This window comes from Parabacteroides chinchillae (assembly GCF_900108035.1).
Classification (GTDB): domain Bacteria; phylum Bacteroidota; class Bacteroidia; order Bacteroidales; family Tannerellaceae; genus Parabacteroides; species Parabacteroides chinchillae.
The window spans coordinates 15,106-39,888 of record NZ_FNVS01000025.1; the positions used below are offsets into that span (position 1 = coordinate 15,106).

At 39.9% G+C, this 24,783-nt stretch carries 21 protein-coding genes and 1 riboswitch; of the genes, 10 read left to right on the forward strand and 11 right to left on the reverse strand.

Features of this window, described 5'->3' with window-relative positions:
* Positions 1-157 precede the first annotated feature (157 nt).
* Positions 158-1,534, forward strand: coding sequence for an NAD(P)/FAD-dependent oxidoreductase (locus C4S38_RS15095; RefSeq protein WP_103984395.1), 1,377 nt, complete (start codon positions 158-160; stop codon positions 1,532-1,534).
* A 187-nt stretch (positions 1,535-1,721) separates the two neighbouring features.
* Here the strand turns inward: C4S38_RS15095 and C4S38_RS15100 are convergent, their stop codons facing one another.
* Genes C4S38_RS15100 through C4S38_RS15115 form a run of 4 tightly spaced genes read right to left on the reverse strand, consistent with a single transcriptional unit; the run spans position 1,722 to position 7,132 of the window.
* Positions 1,722-2,846, reverse strand: a complete 1,125-nt coding sequence (locus C4S38_RS15100; protein ID WP_103984396.1) for an ABC transporter substrate-binding protein — start codon at positions 2,844-2,846, stop codon at positions 1,722-1,724.
* Positions 2,847-2,865: 19 nt separating this feature from the next.
* Entirely contained in the window at positions 2,866-3,948 is a 1,083-nt protein-coding gene (locus C4S38_RS15105; protein ID WP_103984397.1) for a YncE family protein, read from the reverse strand.
* A gap of 19 nt (positions 3,949-3,967) precedes the next feature.
* Positions 3,968-5,101 carry a YncE family protein gene (locus tag C4S38_RS15110; RefSeq protein WP_146059496.1) on the reverse strand — a complete coding sequence of 378 codons (1,134 nt, stop codon included), beginning with the start codon at positions 5,099-5,101 and terminating at the stop codon, positions 3,968-3,970.
* A 27-nt stretch (positions 5,102-5,128) separates the two neighbouring features.
* A complete protein-coding gene (locus C4S38_RS15115) occupies positions 5,129-7,132 on the reverse strand; it encodes a TonB-dependent receptor (RefSeq protein WP_103984415.1) in 2,004 nt (667 codons plus the stop codon).
* A 36-nt stretch (positions 7,133-7,168) separates the two neighbouring features.
* Positions 7,169-7,367, reverse strand: a riboswitch (cobalamin riboswitch).
* Between the two features lie 107 nt (positions 7,368-7,474).
* On the opposite strand from C4S38_RS15115, the gene C4S38_RS15120 reads away from it, so the two are divergent.
* The gene (locus tag C4S38_RS15120) at positions 7,475-8,278 is read left to right on the forward strand and encodes a hypothetical protein (RefSeq protein WP_103984416.1); all 804 of its coding nucleotides are present in this window, start codon (positions 7,475-7,477) and stop codon (positions 8,276-8,278) included.
* 5 nt (positions 8,279-8,283) lie between these two features.
* Here the strand turns inward: C4S38_RS15120 and C4S38_RS15125 are convergent, their stop codons facing one another.
* The 7 genes from C4S38_RS15125 to C4S38_RS15155 form a co-directional block, all read right to left on the reverse strand.
* Positions 8,284-9,345: a DUF4249 domain-containing protein gene (locus C4S38_RS15125; protein WP_103984399.1), complete on the reverse strand. Its 1,062-nt coding sequence runs from the start codon at positions 9,343-9,345 to the stop codon at positions 8,284-8,286.
* A gap of 2 nt (positions 9,346-9,347) precedes the next feature.
* Entirely contained in the window at positions 9,348-12,044 is a 2,697-nt protein-coding gene (locus C4S38_RS15130; RefSeq protein ID WP_103984400.1) for a TonB-dependent receptor, read from the reverse strand.
* A 12-nt stretch (positions 12,045-12,056) separates the two neighbouring features.
* Complete coding sequence (locus C4S38_RS15135) at positions 12,057-12,902, reverse strand: FecR family protein (protein ID WP_103984401.1); 846 nt, start codon at positions 12,900-12,902, stop codon at positions 12,057-12,059.
* A gap of 30 nt (positions 12,903-12,932) precedes the next feature.
* Positions 12,933-13,628 (reverse strand): porin family protein, encoded by a 696-nt coding sequence (locus tag C4S38_RS15140; protein ID WP_103984402.1) that lies wholly within the window; start codon positions 13,626-13,628, stop codon positions 12,933-12,935.
* A gap of 71 nt (positions 13,629-13,699) precedes the next feature.
* On the reverse strand, positions 13,700-14,218 hold the full coding sequence (locus C4S38_RS15145; protein ID WP_099464529.1) for an RNA polymerase sigma-70 factor: 519 nt from the start codon (positions 14,216-14,218) through the stop codon (positions 13,700-13,702).
* An 11-nt stretch (positions 14,219-14,229) separates the two neighbouring features.
* Positions 14,230-15,285 carry a tryptophan--tRNA ligase gene (trpS, locus tag C4S38_RS15150; RefSeq protein WP_103984403.1) on the reverse strand — a complete coding sequence of 352 codons (1,056 nt, stop codon included), beginning with the start codon at positions 15,283-15,285 and terminating at the stop codon, positions 14,230-14,232.
* Between the two features lie 475 nt (positions 15,286-15,760).
* Positions 15,761-16,849 (reverse strand): winged helix-turn-helix domain-containing protein, encoded by a 1,089-nt coding sequence (locus C4S38_RS15155; RefSeq protein ID WP_103984404.1) that lies wholly within the window; start codon positions 16,847-16,849, stop codon positions 15,761-15,763.
* Positions 16,850-17,013: 164 nt separating this feature from the next.
* Between C4S38_RS15155 and C4S38_RS15160 the strand changes: the two genes are divergently transcribed.
* The 8 genes from C4S38_RS15160 to C4S38_RS16175 form a co-directional block, all read left to right on the forward strand.
* Entirely contained in the window at positions 17,014-17,250 is a 237-nt protein-coding gene (locus tag C4S38_RS15160) for an NVEALA domain-containing protein (RefSeq protein WP_103984405.1), read from the forward strand.
* The gene (locus C4S38_RS15165) at positions 17,247-18,296 is read left to right on the forward strand and encodes a BF3164 family lipoprotein (RefSeq protein WP_103984406.1); all 1,050 of its coding nucleotides are present in this window, start codon (positions 17,247-17,249) and stop codon (positions 18,294-18,296) included. The genes C4S38_RS15160 and C4S38_RS15165 overlap by 4 nt, the downstream gene beginning before the upstream one ends.
* Positions 18,293-19,174 carry a DUF1573 domain-containing protein gene (locus C4S38_RS15170; protein WP_103984407.1) on the forward strand — a complete coding sequence of 294 codons (882 nt, stop codon included), beginning with the start codon at positions 18,293-18,295 and terminating at the stop codon, positions 19,172-19,174. The genes C4S38_RS15165 and C4S38_RS15170 overlap by 4 nt, the downstream gene beginning before the upstream one ends.
* 48 nt (positions 19,175-19,222) lie before the next feature.
* Positions 19,223-20,107: a signal peptidase I gene (gene lepB, locus C4S38_RS15175; RefSeq protein WP_103984408.1), complete on the forward strand. Its 885-nt coding sequence runs from the start codon at positions 19,223-19,225 to the stop codon at positions 20,105-20,107.
* Between the two features lie 29 nt (positions 20,108-20,136).
* Positions 20,137-21,969 carry an O-antigen ligase family protein gene (locus C4S38_RS15180; protein ID WP_103984409.1) on the forward strand — a complete coding sequence of 611 codons (1,833 nt, stop codon included), beginning with the start codon at positions 20,137-20,139 and terminating at the stop codon, positions 21,967-21,969.
* Between the two features lie 98 nt (positions 21,970-22,067).
* Positions 22,068-22,634, forward strand: a complete 567-nt coding sequence (gene ahpC, locus C4S38_RS15185) for an alkyl hydroperoxide reductase subunit C (protein ID WP_103984410.1) — start codon at positions 22,068-22,070, stop codon at positions 22,632-22,634.
* A 68-nt stretch (positions 22,635-22,702) separates the two neighbouring features.
* Positions 22,703-24,253 (forward strand): alkyl hydroperoxide reductase subunit F, encoded by a 1,551-nt coding sequence (gene ahpF, locus C4S38_RS15190; RefSeq protein WP_103984411.1) that lies wholly within the window; start codon positions 22,703-22,705, stop codon positions 24,251-24,253.
* A gap of 344 nt (positions 24,254-24,597) precedes the next feature.
* The coding region (locus C4S38_RS16175) for a hypothetical protein (RefSeq protein WP_234999428.1) at positions 24,598-24,783 on the forward strand (186 nt) is incomplete at its 3' end.

The window sequence follows — 24,783 nt, forward strand, 5'->3', positions numbered from 1 at the left end:
ACATCAAATCAACATACTTGTGAAAGTATTGTAGTATCTTTAATTTATACTCAAATCACTTGCGCAAGCAGTGTTGTAGCTTTCTTTATTGTCATCTTATTTTAATATTGTTTCTTTGTTCAAAATTATTAATTTTATTTCTTAGATTCTTATATTCATGATGAAACACGAACTGGAGAAACAATTAGAGGAATTGGAGAAAAAGGGCATAGATCGTCGTAACTTCTTCAAATTATTGGCGGCAGCCGGAATTCTTACCACTTTTGGAACAGAGAAAGTTAAAGCTTTTTCAAGTAATGCTAAAGGCAAAATAGTAATAATAGGCGGAGGTGCTGCCGGTATCAGTATGGCAGCACGTTTGTTAAGTTGGCTGGACGAACCGGATATCACTTTAATCGATCCGAGCGATCGTCAATTCTATCAACCGGGATTCACCTTAATCGCTTCCGGAGTATATCAACCGGATGAGGTTTGGAAAAACCAGGAAGATTGCATGCCTAAAGGTGTAAAATGGATTAAAGATTCTGTCGCAGGCGTAGACCCCGTATGGAATCAGATAACAACGGTTAATAACGGAAAAATCCCTTATGACTTTTTAGTCCTCACTCCTGGTTTACAAATAAACTGGGAGAAAGTAGAAGGTATCACTCACGACACATTAGGCGTAGGCAATGCAAACAGCATATATGATTTTGAGGGTGCTCAGAAAACATGGAAAGCGTTACAGGAATTTGCCAAGACCGGCGGACGCGGACTTTATACAGACACATATACAAAGCATAAATGTGGAGGAGCGCCTAAAAAGATATGTTTGTTGACTGATGATTATACACGAAAACAAGATACGCGTGATAAGGTAAAATTAGACTATTTTACGGCATCACACGAATTATATGATATACCCTATTTCACCAAACGCCTGTTGGAGATATACGACGAACGTAATATTCCTATCAATCTGAATGTACGGCTTAAAGGAGTTGACACAGCTACTAAGCAGGCACATTTTGAAAAGATTGAAAAGAAAGGAGATGAGAAAATCGTTACTCCTTTCGTCAAAGATTATGATTTCTTACATTTCACCCCTCCAATGTCAGCCCCAGACTTCGTCCGCGAATCGGGACTGGGTTGGACTGAAGGGAAACTGGCAGCAGAAGCATGGGTTATGGTAGATAAAAACACATTGGTGCACCAAAAATATTCCAACATCGTTTCATTAGGAGATGTGGCAGGTATCCCAACCAGTAAAACATCAGCAGCCATACGTAAACAAGTACCTATCGCTGCAAAGAATCTGATTTCACTAATGGAAGGAAAAGAACCGGCAGAAAAATATAATGGCTATGCAGCCTGCCCGATCGTAACAGACTACGGACATGTATTGCTTTGTGAGTTCGATTACGACAAAAATCCGGACATCTCATTCCCTTTCACCATGATAGATACATCAAAGGAACAATGGCTGGCATGGTTATTGAAAGTATACATGTTAAAACCTATGTATTTCTATGGAATGCTCAACGGATATGCTTAACAGACCCTAAACAACTCCCTCTAATAAAATGCCAAACTACAAAATCCCGGTTTCTTTGACAGAAACCGGGTTTTTATTTTATAAAGGTATGAATCAACCTATTAAAAAGAGCTATCCTTTTAATGTAAAAGTCCCGTCTTTTAAATGCAAAAGACATATCTTTTTAAATCATTATATCAAAAGCCATTTAAGAGCCGCCTAGTTTTTTGTAATAACGGGGCGTATAATCCGGTAATAACTCAGGATGGAATATCCAAACCAAATCTTTCAACAGATAATCCGGGTGCATAGGAAATTCTTCATAATAAGGAACAGAGCCGGTATTACAAGCATAAATATTTTTCTTCTTAAATGCATCAAAATTCTCATACGGCGTATACTCGGCACGCAAACCGGCATATGTCATATCATCCGGTTGGTTATACTTTATCAGCCAGATATCGGCATGAATAGCTTTATCCAGAACCGTTTCAAAAGCAAGAGGCGTACTTCCCGCTCCGGGAAGGTCTGTAAACATATAATCGGCACCTGCATCTTTAAAAAAGTGAGCCATATAACTAGCCCCTCCGGGGATATGCCAGGTCGATCCAAACCGTTTTTCAGAAAATACAGTAGGACGGTGCTGTACTCCTTCTGCCAATTTGCTAAGAGTAAGGTAATTTGACTCCGTTGCACGAAAAAGAGAGTCTGCCAAATCTTCACGGCCTAATAAAAGACCATATAGGCGTAACCACTCAGCTCTTCCCAATGGAGTTGATTCCATGTAGTCAGCACACTCAAGGATAGGGATTCCTAGCTTTTCAGCCGGACCATATCCCGAATTACGGAATGGGGAAGCAAGAATCACTTCCGAACCAATCTCTACCATTTTTTCAATGTTCGGAGCAGTAGCTTCACCCAAATCTGCAATCACTCCCTTATCCAGTCGTTCCCTGATTATAGGGGTGTCCATATAACGGGACTCGCAAGCACCTACAATATTTTCGGCTGCATCCAGTAATTCCACAATAGAACTATGTACCGAGTTATAGACCACAATATTTTTTAAAGGAATACGCACAATTGTACCTTTAGGCATTCCTCCCGGAACATCCTTATTCCTGTCTACCAACAAATAACGCTGTAAAATACGTGTAGTGTCCCATGGATCACGTAACTCGGCAACAATATAATCACTATACCGTTCTATTGTATATCCCTGAGAATACTGAATCTTATCAACCGAGACAAGAGTATTATCCGTTTGCTTTTTGGGCTGCGTACACGATACGGCAGTCCAAAGAACAAACAGTAAAGAGATGATTTGCTTCATAATCAAAATCTATTCTGCATTATTTTGTCACAAAGAAAGCTCCCATAGGGTTCATACCCGAAACAGCTATCTTATCAAGCAATTTACCTTCAGGAGAAAATACATAAACGTCTCCGGTATTTTTATAATCGGAAGTTGTAATGTATACATTACCTGAAATCGGATCTGAACTAATTTTATAAGGAGTATCTTTTAATTGTGTTCCATCCGTAATAAAGTTTTCAGAAATAATTTCTTCTTTCTTTGTATCATATTTCACATACTTAATTTCTGGTTCGCCATATTGAGCATAGATAGCATATAAAATATCATTTGTAACTGTGCACATTGTTGCTTTAAAAACAGTAGAAACTTCACCTGTTTTTCCGTCTACACGCTGCAATGTGTTCTTTATATCTCCATAGTCTCCCCATGAAACAACATACAAATCACCTTCACTATCTTTATACATAGCCTGAGGATTTAATATTACATTTACCGTATCCGTTGTTACCGTAAAAGTAACCGGGTCGATAATCAACAAAGAACTGTCTCTGTCACTCCAACCACCAGAACTTGCAACGTATAATTTATCGTTACACTCACGAACTCCTTCCGGTCCGATGCCAGCTTTGATTTTTTTATCAATAGTCAGACTTGTTGTATCTATAGAAGCCAGGTATCCATTAAACAAAGTAACGTAGACTTTCCCATTGTAAGATTCCAGCATCCGAGGTTGTTCCGGTATACCCGCATCATCTTTAGGAGAAATAGTTGCAAGAGATTTTCCTGATAAATCCATAACCTCTATAGTAGCAGAAGCATTAACTGCTACATACATTTTTGAACCATAAATCAGCATATCATTGGCAGTGTCTCCTAATCCTCTTCCATTAATTGTGGAAAACACTTTTGTTGTCAACTTCTTCGTTTCAGGATCATAATAATCCAAAGTAGAATTATTACTACCCATTTTTCCTGAATTGAGTATATATACACCTGTCGTTTTAGCTGTACCCGGAGTCGGGCCCGGAGTCGGATCATCCTCATTATCACATGCCATAAAAGAAACGGCCATCATTGCACACAGTGCGGATAATAATAAAAACTTGTTCTTGTTCATTGTGTTCTATTTTATTTTCTTATTCTTTTTCAGACGCTTGTTCCTTATACACAAAAAGAACTCCCTGAGGATAAAGACCATCCGTATCAAACTTATTGATCAATTTTCCTTCACGAGAGAAGATGTACATATCTCCGTTAACATCTTTCCCACCTACAGACACATATACGTTACCTGTCAATGGGTCTACATCGATCTCCTGCGGATCGCCATTGATTTTTGTCTCATCCGTTACAAACTTTTCCGAAATCATTTTCTCCGCTTTCGCATCATAAGTAAAGAAATCATAAGTTGTAGCACCGTATTGTTTATAGACACCATAAATCGTATCATTACAAATTGAGACAACAGAAGCCGTACGAATTTCCTTTACCTCGGAAGAACCTTTCTTGAAGTATTGCAATGTATTAGGAATCAAGGTTGCCGGATCTTTTGAATAATTGCCCATAGATATTACATAAGCATCTCCTTCGCTATCGGTAATTACACGCGTCGGATTAATTATAACTTCCACATTACGTTTTACTTCAAAAGTGTTCAGGTCTACCACAGAGACTGTCTTATCATAATTCGGGCTATTTAATCCGCCGGAATTGGCTGTATATAATACATCGCCCTGAGCAGACAATTTATCAGGGTTCAATCCTACTTTTACCTGTTTGTCTATTTCAAGTGTAGTTGTATCGATACGGGCAACATATCCGTTATACAATGTTGCATATACATAATCGCCTGAAGCTGTCATAGCACGTGGCTTTGCTCCGTTTCCTCCGGCATCTTTCGGTTCGATTGACTTTAACGACTTTAGAGTTGCAGCATCTACAACCTCTATAATCATAGAGTTATAAACCGGAATATAAATCTTTGTTCCATATTGGAAAAATTCCTGGGCAGAATCACCGAGCTTACGACCGTTAACTGTTTCAAAAACATGTCCGGTTATTTTTTTATTCGTTAAGTCATAATAAGATATGCAGCTGTTATTAGATTTTGATTTTCCGCGGTTAATTATATAAAAGCCGGCTGTATATTCAGAAGTTTCCGGTGTCGGACTCGGGGTTGGTATCGGATCATCATCATTATCACAAGCGACAAACGACGTCGACATCAAAGCACATAGCGCCGAAATAAAAAACCAATTCTTTCTCTTCATTATATTATATGTATTTTTGAATGAATATTACATAATAAACGAAACCGTTGCCCTATACGAACGTCCCGGCATCGGATAATACTGGATTACGTCATAATTGATATTACCCAAATTGATTATTTCACCTTGCAGACGTAATTTACACTTGTAGAACTTAAATTCACGATTTACAGAGATACCTTGTTCAACGTACCCTTTGATCAGGTTATCAGAGATATTCTGTGGTAATGCATAACGGTCTCCCACAGCAGTCAGGCTATAAGAAAAATTCACCCACGGATTCTCTACGGACAAAGACAAGGTTCCACTATGTTTCGGGGTATAAGGAATCTGGTCACGATAGTTTTTAGCCTCCTCGTCTGTTATATCAATTGCCCGCTGCCACGTATAAGTTCCTTGCAATACGACATCTATTTTATTGCAAACCGGAATTTCCGTAGACACATTCACATCAATTCCGGTTATCGAAACCTCACCCATATTCATCATCTTCCAAATAAACATAGTGGGCAAAGCTACAATCTTATCCCTCACACGGTTATAATAACCATCAGCCGATACACTTAAATAACGGACATATGAAGCAGGCTGTCCACTCCAGGTAAGCCCCAGATTATATTGTGTTGCACGTTCAGGTTTCAATCCCGTATTTCCGATACGTAAATAATACATATCATTAAATGTAGGGACCCGGAATATATCTTTATAAGAAGCCCTGACACGCAAATTCTGATCTGCCAGAATACGCCATGAAGCACTAACCGCAGGGGACAACCGCTTACGATCGGCCGGCATATCGCCTGACTTAACTTTTTCTGTTATAAACGTTCCCAACAAACTTGCAGTAGCAGTGAATCTTGAGTTCTTATATTGTCCTGCCAATACAGTAAGCGAAGTGTACCGGGTAGGGAAGGGACATTCCGGCAATGTATTATCCAACGTGTTCACAAAAAAATCTTGAGTAAGAGAAAAAGATACATACTTCAATGGGGTATACAAAGCAGAAGCGGAACCATAATATTCGTTTTGCGTATACCGGTCATCTTGTTTGCCTCCTTCATACTTATTATCCACGTCCAGATGACGCGTCCACGCATAATTATATTTTAACTGGGCTTGCAGAGCAAAACGTTCATTGAATCTGTTTTCGTAATGGGCTTGTGCAAAACCGTTTTTATCCCATAAACGTTCGCCGGCATAGTCATTATACAATATAACAGATCCGGGCAATCCTCTCTCCGAATCGAAATAATACCCTTTTAAACGTAAACTTCCGCCTTTACCAAAACCGCCATATACATTCAATTCCGTACGCCACGTTTCGATATCGCTGTTATAACGTTTTTTCTTTTCTTCCAGTTTTCCGTTCACCAACGTAAAAGGATAGTTTCCGTCGGCCCGCTGCCAATCACCATAAAGAGATGCCGCCCATCGGTTTCCCAACTTCTGTTCATAGCGGAGAGAAGGATTTACCATACCAAAAGAGCCGGCTTTCACCTGTGCACGCAGATGGAGAGGAGATAAAGAGAATACAGGTTTAGTTGTCTTTATACTTAATGCGCCAGCCGAAGCATACATACGTGCCGTCTGAAAAATATCATCAGCCTGGCCTATAGACAAAGATACCATTTCTACATTATCCAGTGAAAAACGGCTTATATCCACCTGTCCGCTCTGTGCATCAGTGACAGTCACGCCGTCATAACTTACCGCTGTATGTTTAGCACCTAAACTACGAACAGAAACCGTTTTCAAGCCGCCTATTCCTCCATAATCCTGCACAGTTACACCGGAAAAACGTTTCACCGCTTCCGACAAATCCTGTACACCCAGCCTTTCAATACCGGCTCTATCCATCAACTGAACAGGTGTTGCTTCACGTGTAACGGAGGGACGAGCCTTTTCCACTACTTCCACACCCGAAAGCCGATGATAAGACACAGTATCTATTCCCTGGGCATAAGATACCACAGCGAAAAACACCCATGCACCTATCAGGTACAACATTTTCTTAACAAACATATCCAGCATAATAACTTGGTTTACCAATTCCTTTACCCGAGGAACCGCATAACAAGAATAATGGCAGGTTTTCTGGCTTGTTCTCCTTTGTCGGCCGCCTTCCCAACAGATCGTTAGTGGCAATCAGAAAGGCCGAGGTTTACAGAACTTACAGCTACGGGTACAGCTCCGGTTTTACACCGGATTCCCTTTTACTAACCGTCCGAGAATACGAAACGATTACACCATAATTCGGTTACAAAGATATATGTTTATTTTATTATAACAATGTTATTATTATTCTTTTAAAAACAATCATAGTATTCTATTTATAAAATACGTATCTTGCAAACGGCAAAAGAAGGAGGTTATATGAAACGGGGACATTTACTTATCATATTAATGCTGATTGCATTAAGCATGCAAGTATGGGCACAAAAAGGATTTACCATTATACAAAACAATGAAGGTAAAATAATCGCGATTCCCAAATTTGAAAATTATGAATTCAATATTCCCAAATTCGCTTATAAATCTTATACACCGGCATCTACCCGCGAAATAGAAAACAGACTGCGGGACTTCATCCCCGAGACTCCGCTCACACTGGACGAGCGTCCTATGGATATGCAGATATTATCCGCTGCTTACCGTCCTTTCTTTAATGTATTCACACCTATGTTAAGGGATGTTTCCCCTATGGCACTGGATTTTGACGAAACAACGTTCAAACCAATAAACGACAATGTAGATTTTATGATAACAGGCCGCCAGTTTACCTGGCCGGGAATGGGAGGCATTACAGAAATTGCCCCTCAGATTGCGTGGCATAAAGATAGATGGACTGTTAGTGGCGGAGCATTTGCCGGACGTTTTTTCACACCGCTTAATCCCAGTCCGGGTTTTATGGGAGGAGTAAACACACATGTAAGTTACGAAGCAACAAACTGGCTCCGGTTAAAAGCATGGGGACAATACACAATGTATGATAATGACAATAAAAAGAATTCATTCATGATATATAGCCCGTACATGAATCATTCTGCCGTAGGAGGAGCTATGGAATTTAAAATTACCGACAATTTCGGTATAGGAGCCGGTATGCAATATGAATACAATCCTATGCGGCGAAAAATGGAAAGACAGGTACTTGTTTATCCTATATTCGGTAAATAACAATACTACCAGCTTCCATACTTATTCCATGGATCCCATTCCGGAGGGGTATTACCGTCAGGCATTGTAAATGAATATGTATCTTGCTGATAACCTGTAAGTACACCAAAACCATTATATACATTTGTATATGTTTCGGACGAACTCGCTATATCTCCCCAATTAATATTGCCAATCCAAATGCCAAAACCGCCTACCATCCTGAAATATTGATAATATGATTCAGAAATAGTCTGTAAATGCACTTTATAAGTAACACGCGTCGAAAGCGTATCGCTTTTATATGAATTCTCAACCGGCGCAACAGACAACCTTACGTTATACGGAACCTGTTTTTTTAGCAAATCATCCGTATAAATGCCATAACTTTGATACTGGGAAACCGACGACATATCTGTCATCTGGAATACCGGATCTTCATAATTAACCATCAGGAAAGAGCTATACGGCAAATAGCCGTTTATTAAAAAATAACCGTTTAATCCATATCGAGAAACCGAAATCTTTTCCTCGCCCTTTTCATACTCTACTACACGCTCAACAAGCATCCTGTAATAATGCCGCTCAGATTGTTCCTTTTTCATCCTTACCATAAAACGTAAGCTTTCTATATTATAAAAAGGAGATGTCAGAGAGGTAGACTGGAAACGAACCGTATCTACCGACATAATAGGAGTATAAGGCGGAATCGTTACACCGGATGTGGCCGTTTCATATCCCGGGGCTTGTACTTTCAGAGAGAGCTGGTCGCCTGCACGTACATAACATCCGGCCAACTGATACTGTCCTTTGGCAGTCAATGTATCGGTAGGGTCGTCAATGCACTGCATAATCCCTTTATAATTGTTATTCACATACACATGCACGGTTGCATCCGGTAAATAAATATCAGGAACACTATCCAGCAAAAACCAGGTTTTAGAAATAAAAGCGCTCACCGGTTGATCCGGCGAAACGGAAGCATTCAACACAATTTTAGCCGGTACGGGAGGATAATCAAGTTCTACTTCCCGAATACAAGAAATAAAAGCCAACAGCACGAACCAACTACAAAAAAATAACTTCATTTCTAAAATTTATAGGTATAAGAAATGGACGGCATACAAAGGAAAAGGATCGATTGCTGCAAAACAGCTTTCGGCTCATCTTGTGCGCCTTGTCTCCACACCGCTTTCACAGTGAACGGATTTGGTTGCAAATAAACATTATATACACTCAAATTCCAAATCCCCATCCTTCCATTCTTCTTATAACGATAAAAATTAGCACCTAAATCGAGTCTGTGATATGGGGAAAGTTGATAATTGTTCAATGCGCTGGCACCTTGACCGGGCACTTGTGAAATATCACCCGGAATAAAACCATTATTTATTTGCCCGCCGGCTCCCGAATACAAATATTCAGGTATCGTTATATGATTGCCGGAGGCAAAGACCCATGTGCCGGTTAATTCCACTTTCCGGGAAAGACGGCGCGATAAAACGACATTTACTTTATGACGATTATCATAACGATAAGGATAATGCTCTCCACGATTTACCGAACCGTCCGGAAACCAGCGATCCGACCACGACAAAGTATATCCTATCCATCCGGAAGTCTTGCCAATCTTCTTTTGTACCATAAACTCCAATCCGTAAGAACGTCCTTTACCGATACCTACGCGATCTTCCCAGCCGGTAAAGGTATTTTCGGCCAAAGCATGATCTTTATATTCTATCAGATTATTCATTCGCTTATAGTATCCTTCTAAACTAAAGTCATACGATTTATTCAAATTATAACATAAGCTGGCAGACAATTGATGTGCTCCCATCGGAGGAATGCTACTTGTTACCGGTACCCATATATCTGTCGGTTGGCTGATATATGTATCCGATAGTAAATGAACATACTGGTTCATCTTACTATAAGACAGCTTAGCCGACCAGTTCCGTCCTAATACATAACGGGCAGACAAACGCGGCTGCAGGGAATGATATGTTTCTTTCTGAACCATAAATATCGTATATCGCAATCCGGCATTCACCCGTAAACGGTTCGTCAGGCGCATTTCATCTTCGGCATAAAAAGAAACTTCATGTCCGGGAATCCAGGTTTTAATGGTTAACCCGCCTACAGGCATTTGAGAGCTACTTTCCTTTTGCCAGTTTGTTATCGTAGCAAAGTTATTTTCGGGGTGAAAACTATGATACTGATAATCCGATCCGATACGAAGGCGGTGGTTAACAACCGGGCGATAATCAAAAGAAGTACGCAAACTAACATCTTCTATCTCCGACCTATAGCCGCTTTCAAACACAGACAGAAACTTTTGTCCCGGTTCGGTCGGACTATCCGGAGCCTGTCCCTCATAAATAGTAGTACTGATGGACTCTTTCCATATATGGGAGCGGAAGCGGCTATAACCGGCCATTACGTTGGCAAACAATTTATTATTAATCACATAATTCCAACCGGCCGAACCGATCAGATTTCCCCAACGCCAATGAAAGTCATCCTTATCTTCCTCATGCCTGGATTTTTCTCCGTTTCGGAAAGCATCCTGTCCCATATAGAAGCTCAGATAAAGACGGCTCCGATCCGAAAAGGAATGATTCACTTTCGCATTAATATCAAAAAAGTGAAAACCATACGATTGCTTTGTGTTGCTATCTTTGTTGGTAAAAGCTAGAATCGGTGTTGTAAGCAAATCAATCCAGGTACGTCGTACCGATACATTGAATGATGTACGATCCTTCCAGATCGGTCCTTCCAGATTAGCCCGCGCCGACAGCAAACCGATTGATATATTTCCATGATAATGCTGCCGGTCGCCATCATTTGTACGAACGTCTACAACCGACGAAAGCCTTCCACCATATTCCGCCGGAAAGCTTTCTTTATAAAAGATCGAATTCTTCACTGCATCCGGATTGAATGCGGAGAAGAATCCCAATAAATGATTAATTTGGTAAACCGGATTTCCATCCAGCAAATATAAATTCTGGTCGGCCCCTCCTCCCCGGACAAACAGTCCGGTACTGGCTTCATCTCCTACCGCAACTCCAGGCAATTGTTGTAAAGTTTTTATCAAATCATTTTCTCCCAGCAAAGTTGGCATTGATTTGACTCGCTGCGCAGGCACATCAAAAACACCACTTCTACTGTTCAACACTTCCGAGTCAGGATTCAATCCCCTTACTACAACCTCTTTCAAATTACCGATTGAAGATAAAGACAAATCAACCAACGTATCTTTTGTAAGAATAAAATGTATCTCTCTGGGCTTATAACCTACATAAGAAGTTGAAAGCAGAACCTCGCCGGGCGGAAGCGTTATACTATAAAAACCATAATTATTGGAAACCGAACCTTTACCTGATATTTTTTCTATTATAGTAGCATTCAAAAGACTCTCATACGAAGCAGAGTCCCTAACAAAGCCACTGATAGTAAACAACTGGGGTTTTCGCTTTAGTATTATGTACTGCCCGGTTACCCGGTAAATAACAGGAAGAGCCGAAAACAGCCGCTTTAAACAATAGCTTAACGATTCGTCGCGTACAACCAAGGAAACATCCGGCAGGTCTTTTATCAGGGAAGATTCATACGAAAAAAACATTCCGGTTTGTTTTTCCAGTTCCGACAGTATATCCGGCAAAGGAACCCGTTTCATACTTACCGTAACTACCGGTGTAGATTCGGGTAACTGGGCTTCAATCTGTCCTGACAGGCAAGGTAACATCAGCAAACCCAATAGCCATATAAATAATTTGTATGACATAGGTTTTTATTTCTACTCACCCGCTTCCGGCACCAACCGTATATCCAATGTTTGATTTATCACCATCAGTACTTCATCCAGCGGCATATTATTAAATGATGCGGTTAGTTTAGCATCCGGTTTTGTTATCTTATTCGTAATTTTTACCTGATAATAATTATCCAGATCCTCTATTACTTTATTTATCGGCGCATCAGTAAAACGCAACAAACCGGTTTTCCAAGACAGGTAGTTAGCATCTTCCTCTGTCAGTACAGTTATTCCTTTTTTCTCCATAGAGTAACTAGCCGACATTCCGGCCGTTAATATGACTTGTTCTTTTTCCTTTCCGGCAGTAAAGCTTACCTTACCGGTCTCCACATTCACCTCTACGGAATTTCGTGGAGTTTCAACCTGGAAACTCGTACCCAAAACCCGTATTTCAGCTAAATCAGCTTCTACAAAGAAAGGGCGCGTTTCATTCCGCTTCACCTGAAAAAATGCTTTTCCTTTCATCTCCACAACGCGCCGGTCTTTCCCGTAGTTTTTCACATCATAACGAATCCATGAATCACCTGCCAAAGAAATCAGTGTACTGTCCGGCAGGTAGATATCTTTCTTTTGTCCGGCAACAGTGGAAATAGCTACCCAATCAGGCCGACTCTGTTCCCATACATAAAACGTTCCGATTCCGATAAGCAAAAGTACAACTGCAGCTGCTTGTAACAGATAACGCATAAGAGGGATTCTGCGGCTTACTTTACGACCTGAAGCAAAATTTTCCCAGGCTTTATCCGCATCCAAAGATCCTTCTTTGTAATGTTTGGCTACAAAGCGAATATGTTGTTCTAATTTGTCATCGTACCCGTTGTCCATCATTTTAGTATTACCGCCGGATTACATCCGTAATTATTTTCCTAATTTAAATTTATAGCCTATAGAAAGACTGATTGTATGAAATTTCAAATCGGTCTTTCCATATTCAAACTCCTTTCCAAGAGAAGCGTCATAGCCAATATTCGCAACCAGTTGCTTTACCTCTATTCCGGCTTGAAAAGAAAGTCCCCAGTCAAAAGCATTATAGCCCTGGACTTTTATTGTATTTTCACTGCCTCCCCAAGAGCCATAGCCACCCTCACCATAGCTTTTATAGCCTGTATAATATGTTGACATCCTATCTGATAAAGAAGCCGCAATATATGGTCCTGCCGCTAAATGCAAACGCACATCATCCGAAAGACGGAACGAGAAGTCAGCCAATAACGGTACTTGCAGGAAATTCCGCTTCACCTTCATATTTACTACCCCTGCGTCAGGTTCATTCGGGTCGCCCGCTTCAGGAGTTTTAAAATAGCTTTCACTATATCCGCGTTGTGTAAAATACAAACCGGATTTGAGTGCAAACCATCCGGGTTTAAAAGAATATTCAACACCAATGCCTCCCTTAAACCTAGGGCTCCAGTCATAATTGCCCCCAAAATATACAAACTTATCACCTCCCCGTTTAATGGCAGTCATCCCCAATTCAGGCGTCAGCGACCATTGTTGTGCATTTACGGAAACCACACACATTATCAACATCACAAATAATACCAACTTCTTCATACTCTTTTCCTTTAGTGATTAAACTTTGAAAATCATTTATCACTAAGACAAAGAAACCGAAAAAACCCCTACTACGCCAGCCCAAAAATAAAACAATAAATACGCACAACCGTTTCCCGCAAAGCTTTAAGCGCTTTTCCCATCTGGTTTTCAACCGTCTTTACAGACAAATTTAATTCATCTGCAATTTCCTGGTATTTCAAACCATCACGTTTGGAAAGCAAAAATATTTTCTTCCGTTCGGGTGGCAATTTATCAATGGCTTGCCAAAGACGTGCATCTCTTTCGGAACAACGAATCTGTTCTTCTTCCGAAGTATCTTCCATATCCGGCAGTACATCTGTAGCCTGAGCCATTGGCGATTGAGAGATAAAAGAAAGAGAACGATTGCGTACAGCCTGATATAAATAGGCTTTCAGGTTACCAATAAGCAGGCCTTCGCTGTTTTTATCCCACACATCAGCAAAAGCCTGCTGAACAATATCTTCGGCATCATCTAACCGGTCTATATACCGAAGCGCGAACAAACACAAGGGCTTATACAAGCTCTTGAAATTCCGTTCAAATTCTTCAGTAGTAAATGCTGCCATGCAAAAGGCTATTAATCTGCGCGGAAACCTATAATTTCACGAACTTCGCGTAAAGTCTTCGCTGCATTCTCGCTTGCTCTCTCCGCACCCATACGGGCTACTCTATTCAAGTAGTCATCGTTTGCAGCAATATCAAGGATACGTTCGCGAATCGGAGCACAGAAACTGTTTATATCTTCCGCCAGTTGTTTCTTCATATCGCCATAACGGATTTCGCAATTATTATATTTCTCATTAAAATAATCGTATGTATCCTTAGTAGATACAATTTCCATCATGGTAAAAAGATTAGCTATCGGTTCCGGCTTTATACTATTCGGCTCCGTTGGCCCCGCATCGCTAACGGCTTTCATTACTTTCTTCTTAATCGTTTTTTCGTCGTCAACCAGATAGATAGCATTTCCTTCACTTTTACCCATCTTTCCGGATCCATCCAGTCCAGGCACTTTTATAGCCTTTGCAGACATGTGGAAAGAAGCCGGTTCCGGGAAAAAGTCCACATTATAAGTAGAGTTGAAACGGCGGGCAAAACGACGCGCCATTTCCATATTCTGCTCTTGATCTTTGCCAACAGGCACTTTTAATGCCTTATGTATAATAATATCGGCAGCCATCAATGTAGGATAAGTCAATAAACCGGCACTTACACTATGCTTGTTGCCTTCGTTGAATATCTCTTTTTCCACATCACTATCGTCATTACTGTCGCGGTTAATATGAAGTTGTTGACGGGCTTTATCTTTGAAAGAGGCCGTGCGCATCAATTCTCCGATACCGGCATTCATATTCAAATAAAGATACAGCTCTGCAACTTCACGCACGTCGCTTTGCATATAAATAGTTGCCTTTTCCGGATCTATGCCGCAAGCCAGATATTCGGATAATATAGTTTTTACACTCTTGCGTAAGTTTTCAGGATGCGGATGTGTGGTCAACGAATGCCAGTCAGCAATAAAGAAATAGCAATTATACTCATCCTGCATCTGCAGAAAGCTCTTTACTGCTCCGAAGTAGTTACCTAAATGCAGGTTACCGGTTGGCCGTATGCCACTTACAACTGTTTCCATTTTCGTTCTGTTTTATAATTCAATGGTCGCAAAGATAATAAACATTATATAGATTAAAGGTCTATAGCTCTTATTTCTACGAGAACCTAAAGTTATACTATCCGCAAACAAGACAAATAAAACAATTAAAAATCAAATGATTAAACATAAACAGAGAGTCATTATGTAAACCAACAGAAAAATGACTTTTTCTTTTAAAATATTTTTATTATACTTACATCGTTTTATCAAAACACATAAACAAGGAGAAAAGCTATCCTTTATTTGTGAGCTATTTATATTATAAGCCCATTGCCGATTTAAATTTATATTTTATAATGGAAGATAGCAGAATTAGGCATAGCAATAAAAAGGCATCTTAAATTCATCCTGATGATTTTGTGAAATGATCCCGATGATTTTATAATTTCATCGGGATAAACCGGAAAGATAAAAAAATCAATAAAAACAACTTTATAACAAGTAAAGCATCATTTTATAAGTTTCCTTCATCAATATCGAAGTCCATTGTTTCATCAATGATTAAACGATATCCTTTTCCTCGAACATTTTCTACTTTCAAAACCGGAATTTTAGCGATAGATTCACGAAGCCTTTTAACGGATTGTGTCAATCTATTGGTAGGATCGGCCAACTTCCCCCACAATGCTTCAACTATATCTTCATAACTCTTATAATAATCAGGGCTGTAGAAAAGTAGTTTTAACAAAAGCACCGATTGATCCGTCATATCATACCTCATACCGGCAAAAGAAATCGCACAATGGTCTGTATCTAAAATAACATCCTGAGTTATACGAATCATACTTGCCGGAAGTTCTGAAACATCCTTAGGATTATCCGCACTCTCGGATACCTTATCTTCGTGTGAGTTGGTCTCCAAATTAAATATCCTATTCTTATTGTAATACATTGTCCCAAATAAAGCCAGCATTACTGCAACCCATACACATAGCAGAATAAAAAACGGACCTTTGTGTTTCATCAAAATACAATATGGATAAATTTCAATAAAAGCTTGGACAAGAATTTCCTTTTGTACACCCAATTCTATTTTGCCTGTAGAATAGGCATGAACTGAAACAGATGCAAAATTACTACTGACATGTTCTATGTTCCGAACTTTATCTACATACAGGACACCAGTCTTTGCTAATATATCGTCTTTCTTTAGCTCATCCTGAAAAAGGCTATCTAAGGAATTCACCTTCATTGGATTTTTTATGAATAACAGAGATTGGCACGTCATTTCCTGCTTATTCTCAACAGATAAATCTTGAATAATATTTGTTGACTTTTGGTTTTCTAAACTATTTTCTTTATTAACCACAACCGAATCTTTACTAACCGCAGGATCAATTGTAAATGAATAGAAAACATTTGCTTCTTTTAATCGTTTATTCATATCTAAAGACAATGAACGATAAAATACATCTATCGCTTCTTTTTGAACCTCATTATACGTCTTTCTATAAGTAACATTAAACTCAATAATAAAAGAAACGCAAACTAATAACACAACCAGTGAAACAATCAACGTATTTGGAATTGTTTTCTTTCCCATCTATATTTTATTTTTACCACAAAGATATAAATTGTTGTAACAAAGAAAAATAAGAAATTAACAAACCATGCCAATAAACTAAATGTCATTAAAATGTAATTATTTTTAGCGACTTTTTTACTCTTTATAAAATATATTTGCGACATAAATCAATCTTTTTTAAAATGAAAAAACATAGGACATTCAAAATTCTATTAATTGTTAGCGTTATTGCTGCAGGCTGCTTTTTTATCCCTAAAAAAAGTGACATCCATAATCTAGCGTTCAATAATATTGAAGCATTAGCTGGAGGTGAAGGAGGAGGTGCAACAGGATGTATGGGTTCTGGTTCCATCGAATGTTATGGTCATTATGTAGAAATAAAAATCAGCGGTGTAAGCCTAGATCCTGAAGAGGAATGAGAAAGCTCCTATACATATTATTAATTGTATGTGGGCTTATATCCTGTAATAAAAAGAAAATAACCAATCCACGTTATACTAGTTTTCCCGATGAAAAGGCATTAAGAGCGCAGGTTATTTCTTTAGATACTGCCTTGTTCCGTTATCCTTTCCGGATAACGGTCAAGGACAGTATCGCTTTAGTATTAGATTTGCATAATGCCGATCATTTCTTCCACGCCTTTTCTTATCCGGATTGGAAACATATCGTTTCTTTCGGAAAAAGAGGTGAAGGCCCCGAAGAAATGCAATCCGGAGAAAAAGTCCAATTCGATTCGCCAGATTCCGTATGGATATTGGATGCTAATAAAATGGAAATTACGCGTTGGAGTATCTCTCGTACAAACCACTCCGCCAAAAGGGAAGAAGCTATCAAGTTAGACAAGGCGCTTGTAAGGACACTTGATTTTTGTAAAACAAATTCAGGTTTCCTGACAACAAACTATCTTGGCGAATTTCGCTATAACGAAGTATCGAATGAAGGTAAACTAACAAAATCGGACGGTTATATACCAACTGAGACCAACTACGAAGAAATATCGTTACCGGCTCTGGCTCAGGCATGGCGTACCTTTATAGACTATAACCCCAATAACGGGATATTGGCTATGGTTACCCAGCTTGGCGAAGTCTTGGAAATCTATGATCTAAAAAACAAAACTCACTCTGTGTTTTACGGGCCGCAAGGCGAGCCTCGATTCAGAATTGTAGAAGGAGATTACGTTCCGACCGGTATTATGGGATTCAGCGACATAAAAGTTACCGACAAGTACATTTATGCCGTATTCCACAATCGTTCTTTCAAAGAGATAGGTGAAGCCTATAAACGAGGTGAGAACCCCGAAAGTGGCGGTCGTTACATTTATGTATTCAATTTGAAAGGTGAGCCTGTCAAAAAGTATACATTAGACCATGCCATTTACGGTATTGACGTGAATGAACAAACCGGAACAATTTTCGCTACGGATGTAAATCATGATGAACCCCTTTTAGAGTTCAGGATATGAAAGGAGTAAGAAATACAACTGCCGGTGCTTTCTTGTTCCTTTCATTTCTTATGCTAATTGCATGTAACGGGAACAAAAAAGAAAAAATTGCCAAACTGGTACAAGAGTGGCAAGGAAAGGAAATTGTGTTTCCTCCCAACCCGGTCTTTACTACATTAAGTTCAGACACTATAGATTTTCATGTTCCCGAATCAAAATACAAAGTTGTGGTATATGTAGATTCTTTCGGATGCATTAGTTGTAAACTGCAATTAGAGAAATGGAAAGGATTTATAGCTTATACCGACTCGCTGACAAACGGGCAAGTGCCCTTTCTTTTCTTTTTCCATCCAAAAAATGAGAAAGAATTAAAATACATATTCAGACGAGATAAATTCGACTATCCGGTTTGCATTGATCTGGACGACCAGTTGAACAGATTAAACCAATTACCCGCAGAAATGAATTTCCAGACTTTTTTGTTAGACAAAAACAATAAAGTGCTGGTTATCGGCAATCCGGTACACAATCTGGCTATAAAAGATTTATATATTAACCAGTTAACTGAAACATCCCTCCCTGACGCCAAAAGTAAAATGACAACCGTAGAAACCAACGTTCCGGAAATAGACTTAGGTACATTCAAAAACTCCGAAACACGGGAAGCTACTTTTATTCTAAAAAACACAGGAAATTACCCGCTTGTAATAATAGATGCAAGTACAACTTGTGGCTGTGCGAGCGTCTCATTCGATAAAAATCCGGCAAAAACAAATGAGACACTCCAACTCCATGTAGCAATGACACCTAAAGAAGCAGGCAGTTTTAACGAAACAATTACGGTAAAGTGTAACACGGGAAACTTTGTCAAATTACAAATCAAAGGTAAAGCCTTATAAAAAACCATTTACTCTTATAAATGAGACGCCATTTAAAATGGCGATTATATGAAGACATTGAAAGAACATATTACCCGGGCGGTAAATGGCACAGTAAATATCCTATGGATAGGATGTATAATGATTGTCATTGCATTCGTTTTGCAAGTATTCGTTTTCAGTTCATTCAGAATCCCCAGCGATTCGATGAGCCCGGAATTGATAGAGGGGGATAATGTAGTAGTATGCAAACTCACTATCGGACCGCGTTTATTCAATATATTTGCTTCATTACGTGGAGAAAAAACTCCGGTATACCGTTTACCCGGATTTAAGGAAATAGAAAGGAACGATGTCCTTGTTTTCCACCATCTCCATCCTAACACCTGGGATAAATTAGAAATGCACATGATGAAATATTACATCAAACGGTGTATCGGTTTGCCGGGTGATACATTACTTATACAAAATGGGTTCTATAAAATAAAAGGAACAGACATCCAAGTAGGAAACCGGGAAGCCCAAACACATCTTTCTTTGCGCAACAAGCAAACTTTTGAAGGGAGTGTTTATATTACTTATCCGTACGACTCCATCATGCAATGGAATATCAAAGATTTCGGGCCTTTATATATTCCGAAAGCGAACGATAAAATCAGTATGGACAGAACCAGCTACCGCTTATATTGGAAATTAATAGAATGGGAACAGCAAAAAAAACTAATGTATAAAGACTCGTTAGTGTATCTCGGCAATCAACCAATATCAGAATACCAATTCCAAAAGAATTATTATTTCATGGGAGGAGACAAGGCGGATAACTCGCAAGATTCAAGATATTGGGGACTTTTGCCTGAAGATTATATTGTCGGAAAGGCATGGCTTATATGGAAATCATCGGATCCTTATACCGGAACATATCACTGGAAACGTTTTTTTAAAACCATCGACTGACAATTATGCAATTTAAATCATCCTCTATTATGACTGCTTTACTATCATATTTATGTCTTCTTTTCCTCTCTATCAGTGGAATGTTATTATTATGTACCGTATTTGCGGCAAACGCAGACCTGGTAAACGGAATGGTGGCAGGAAAAACCTGCTGGTTTCATATTATGATGTTAGCTTTTGCAGCCAGCACCTTATTTATGGAAATGGTCATTAAGAAAACCAACAATATTAAGTTCATGGCGGCAGACGGATTAATACTGTTATACGCCGCCATCATCCTGATGACCTACAATTGGACACTAAACCCCGAACCGGAAAAATTATTATTCGGCGGACAACTGATTATGCTTTGGTTCATGATACGGCTGGCAATCAAGAACTATCCATCGTTGCTAATGTTCTTCATTTCCATCATTATATGCACCGGCATACTCGAAGCAGGATGGGGTATGATGCAATTGTACGGGCTCAAGATTTCCAACCATCCGCTTTTCAACCTTACCGGCTCTTTTTTCAATCCCGGGCCATTCAGCGGATATATCGCAGCAATCCTTCCTGTAAGTTTCGGAGTTATGCTACGATTCAGCAACTGTAGGAAATTGGATCTATCCAATCCAAGAACAACACTTTACTATCTGGCATGGATATCCATTATCTCGATTACACTGATTCTTCCGGCAGGTATGAGCCGGTCGGCATGGATAGCTGCCACCGTATCCTGCATTTGGGTATATGTTACATACCGGATCGGCTGGAAAGGCATGTATACTTTTTGGGAAAAACATCGTAAAAAATGTATCGGTTTTCTGGTGCTGGGCATAGCAGCACTGTGCGTAGGGCTTGTTGCCATCTATACAATAAAGAAAGATTCGGCTAACGGTAGGTTATTAATGTGGAGTATTACGGCAAAAGCAATAGAAAAGCATCCGTTAAAAGGTGTTGGCCTAGGGGGCTTTCCTGCTGTTTATGCGCAAACACAGGCGGAGTATTTCGCCTCAGGAAAAGCCTCGGAAACAGAAAAGTTTGTAGCCGGTTGTCCGGAATATGCATTTAATGAATTTCTACAGATAGGATTGGAACAAGGTCTTTTAGGGCTTATCATTTTTCTTGTTTGGGTTGGTTTCGTTTTGTTTTACGGAATAAAAAGTAAACGGTACGGTACAACCGGAGGAATAATTGCACTCATGATCTTTGCTTTTTCTTCTTATCCGTTCCAATTGCCGTCATTCTGGATTCTGCTCATTTTCTATTCGGTCATTTGTGTATCTACCAATAAAATAAAAGGAAAAAGCCTGGCCGGAAATCAAAGAAGGTTTCCGTATATCGGATTTATAACGGCACTTAGTTGCGGGCTATTGTTTATAGGACAAAAAGATATGCAAAATGTCTATACACAATGGTCGAGAGCCAAAGCATTATACAGTAACAAAGGCTACTGGGGAGCTCTAGACAGTTACATGATGCTATATCCCCAACTACGCCATAAGCATGAATTTCTGTTTGAATATTCCCAATGCCTGAGCAAAACCGGAAAATACGAGCAGGCAAATGTATTACTACAACGAGCCATACAACTCAGTTCCGACCCTATGCTCTATTATATGATGGCAAAGAACGAGCAATCATTAAGAAAATACGACCAGGCTGAAAAACACTTACTCTACGCCATTAATATTTTACCCGAACGGATTTACCCCTATTATCTGCTTGTCAAGTTATACGCTGAACCGGATTTCTATCAACCGGAGAAATTGAAAAACGCGGCTTACGTCGTAATGAACAAGCAACCGAAGGTAGAAAGTACGGCTATAAAAGAAATGCGAAAAGAAGTCCGGAAACAGGTTTCATCTATGAGTCAATAAAATCTTTCAATCGAAAACCTTGCTGTATCGGGAATTGTTATTATATTTTTGTGACATCAAACAAAATCAAATAATAATAATTTTATAAGGTATTAATCATGGAAACAATTATTAATTCACAAATTCCCGAGTTCAGTGTCCAGGCATTCCATAATGGTAATTTCAAAACTGTAACTAACGAAGATTTAAAAGGCAAATGGGCTATCTTCTTCTTTTATCCGGCAGACTTTACGTTTGTATGTCCGACCGAATTGGTAGATATGGCTGAAAAATACGATCAGTTCCAGGCTATGGGCGTAGAAATATACTCAATAAGTACAGATTCACACTTCGTACATAAAGCATGGCACGACGCTTCCGAATCTATCCGTAAGATCAAATATCCGATGCTGGCAGACCCGACAGGTTTTCTTAGCCGCGCATTCGGTGTAATGATTGAAGAAGAAGGTATGGCATACCGAGGTACATTCCTTGTAAATCCGGAAGGTAAGATCAAAGTTGCCGAGATTCATGACAATGGTATCGGACGTGATGCATCTGAATTGATGCGCAAAGTAGAAGCAGCTCAATTCGTGGCTTCACATCCGAACGAAGTTTGTCCGGCAAAATGGAAAAAAGGTGAAGCAACACTGAAACCAAGTATTGATCTGGTCGGTAAGATCTAAATAAAACCAGACAGAGGCCGGCAAGATAAATTGCCGGCCTTTTTATTCACTTCTCATACATTACATATATGTTAGAATCAGCGTTAAAAGAACAATTAAAAGGTATTTTTGCCAATCTGGATGCAAATTATATCTTCGACATACAGGTAGCTCCCGGACATGAGAGCCGCCAAGAGTTATTGGAACTACTGAACGACGTAGCCGACTGCTCCGATAAGATAAAGGTACAGGTTAAAGATAGCGAAGGACTTAAATTCACGCTACTGAAGAACGGACAGAAAACCGGAATCAACTTCCGTGCAGTTCCTAACGGACACGAATTTACATCTTTGCTACTTGCCGTACTGAATGCTGACGGAAAAGGAAAAAATTTTCCGGACGAAGCCGTATGCAACCGCGTGAAAGCATTAAACGGCCCTATAAATATCACGACTTATGTCTCGTTGACCTGTACTAATTGTCCGGATGTCGTACAAACATTAAATGCCATGACAACCCTGAACAACCAAATAACCAATACGACAGTAGACGGAGCCATCAACCAGGAAGAAGTAGAGTCGCTGAAGATACAGGCAGTTCCTTCGGTATATGCCGACGGTAAACTTATCCATGTAGGCCGGGGAGAGTTTGGCGAACTGTTAAGCAAGCTGGAAGAAAAATACGGTGTTAACGAAAATGCCGTGGAGAAAACAGTCAAGACATACGATGTTATCGTACTGGGTGGCGGCCCTGCAGGTTCGTCCGCAGCAATCTATTCGGCCCGTAAAGGTTTGCAAGTAGCTGTTGTAGCCGAAAAAATAGGCGGGCAGGTAAAAGAAACTGTAGGAATAGAGAACCTGATCTCTATACCGGAAACTACCGGAAGCGAACTGGCCGATAATTTGAAAACGCACATGAACCGTTATCCTATCGACTTGTTGGAACACCGTAAGGTTGAAAAAGTTGAAGTCGCAGGGAAGGACAAAATAATCACCACCTCTACCGGCGAGACATTTATTGCTCCGGCCTTAATCATCGCAACCGGCGCAAGCTGGCGGAAACTGAACATACAAGGCGAAGCAGAACACATAGGAAGAGGCGTTGCTTTCTGTCCGCATTGCGATGGGCCGTTCTATAAAGGCAAACATGTAGCCGTTGTAGGTGGTGGAAATTCAGGCATTGAAGCGGCTATCGACCTGGCTGGTATCTGTTCAAAAGTAACCGTACTTGAGTTTATGGATGAATTGAAAGCCGATCAGGTTCTGCAGGAAAAGGCGAAAAGCCTGCCCAACGTAGAAATATTCACCAGCTCACAAACAACAGAAGTAATCGGTAACGGAGAAAAAGTGACCGGCATTCGCGTAAAAGACCGTAAGACGGAAAAAGAACGTATTATTAATCTGGATGGAATTTTCGTACAAATCGGATTAGCAGCCAACAGCGGAATTTTCCGCGAACTGGTAGAGACAAACCGTCCCGGCGAAATTGTAATAGACACACATTGCCGTACAAACGTACCGGGTATCTACGCAGCAGGCGACGTCTCGACCGTACCCTTCAAACAGATCATCATCTCGATGGGCGAAGGAGCAAAAGCAGCCCTTTCAGCCTTTGAAGACCGGATGCGCGGAGTAATCTGAACTACCTACAAATAGGTAATCTTTAAACCCGGTTTCCATGTAGCTTTGATACAACACGCAAAGGATTTAACGGAAGAAAAGTCGCAAAGCCTGAGCAGCTCGGTAGACTTTTACCACCGTTTTAAAAACGGAATAGACGAACAGGGCAAAAACCGGGATTCGGCCTACATATATGACCCCGGAAACCCAAGGGGTTATTTTGCGGAGGCAAAGATTAGTTTCTAATAGCGGAAAAAGATAAAAATCCCTATCTTTGCCCCCGCAACATCTCATAAACAAGATGAAATACATTCCTTGTATAAGACATATATCTGCGGAACATACATGTTCCGCAGTCCTTCTTCATGAAGAAGGAAATTTTGCAAAAAAAACGTAACCTTTCCTCCACCCGCCTTTTTCACGTAAAAAACAATCAAAACATAGCAGGCTGCAAGGGCAGCCTGCCCAAAACGTGTGTCCGTACCACACGGAAAACCTCCGTACACCTACAAAAGTATCACCAACGCACCGGCGGAGCCTCCGTACACCTA

Coding starts and splice junctions, on each gene's coding strand:
- C4S38_RS15180 (WP_103984409.1), top strand. CDS start 20,137: ATGACTGCTTTACTATCATATTTATGTCTTCTTTTCCTCTCTATCAGT.
- C4S38_RS15105 (WP_103984397.1), bottom strand. CDS start 3,948: ATGAACAAGAACAAGTTTTTATTATTATCCGCACTGTGTGCAATGATG.
- C4S38_RS15145 (WP_099464529.1), bottom strand. CDS start 14,218: ATGGCAGCATTTACTACTGAAGAATTTGAACGGAATTTCAAGAGCTTG.
- lepB (WP_103984408.1), top strand. CDS start 19,223: ATGAAGACATTGAAAGAACATATTACCCGGGCGGTAAATGGCACAGTA.
- C4S38_RS15155 (WP_103984404.1), bottom strand. CDS start 16,849: ATGGGAAAGAAAACAATTCCAAATACGTTGATTGTTTCACTGGTTGTG.
- trpS (WP_103984403.1), bottom strand. CDS start 15,285: ATGGAAACAGTTGTAAGTGGCATACGGCCAACCGGTAACCTGCATTTA.
- C4S38_RS15100 (WP_103984396.1), bottom strand. CDS start 2,846: ATGAAGCAAATCATCTCTTTACTGTTTGTTCTTTGGACTGCCGTATCG.
- ahpC (WP_103984410.1), top strand. CDS start 22,068: ATGGAAACAATTATTAATTCACAAATTCCCGAGTTCAGTGTCCAGGCA.
- C4S38_RS15140 (WP_103984402.1), bottom strand. CDS start 13,628: ATGAAGAAGTTGGTATTATTTGTGATGTTGATAATGTGTGTGGTTTCC.
- C4S38_RS15135 (WP_103984401.1), bottom strand. CDS start 12,902: ATGATGGACAACGGGTACGATGACAAATTAGAACAACATATTCGCTTT.
- C4S38_RS15120 (WP_103984416.1), top strand. CDS start 7,475: ATGAAACGGGGACATTTACTTATCATATTAATGCTGATTGCATTAAGC.
- C4S38_RS15130 (WP_103984400.1), bottom strand. CDS start 12,044: ATGTCATACAAATTATTTATATGGCTATTGGGTTTGCTGATGTTACCT.
- C4S38_RS15165 (WP_103984406.1), top strand. CDS start 17,247: ATGAGAAAGCTCCTATACATATTATTAATTGTATGTGGGCTTATATCC.
- C4S38_RS15115 (WP_103984415.1), bottom strand. CDS start 7,132: ATGCTGGATATGTTTGTTAAGAAAATGTTGTACCTGATAGGTGCATGG.
- C4S38_RS15160 (WP_103984405.1), top strand. CDS start 17,014: ATGAAAAAACATAGGACATTCAAAATTCTATTAATTGTTAGCGTTATT.
- C4S38_RS15110 (WP_146059496.1), bottom strand. CDS start 5,101: ATGAAGAGAAAGAATTGGTTTTTTATTTCGGCGCTATGTGCTTTGATG.
- C4S38_RS15125 (WP_103984399.1), bottom strand. CDS start 9,345: ATGAAGTTATTTTTTTGTAGTTGGTTCGTGCTGTTGGCTTTTATTTCT.
- C4S38_RS15170 (WP_103984407.1), top strand. CDS start 18,293: ATGAAAGGAGTAAGAAATACAACTGCCGGTGCTTTCTTGTTCCTTTCA.
- ahpF (WP_103984411.1), top strand. CDS start 22,703: ATGTTAGAATCAGCGTTAAAAGAACAATTAAAAGGTATTTTTGCCAAT.
- C4S38_RS15095 (WP_103984395.1), top strand. CDS start 158: ATGATGAAACACGAACTGGAGAAACAATTAGAGGAATTGGAGAAAAAG.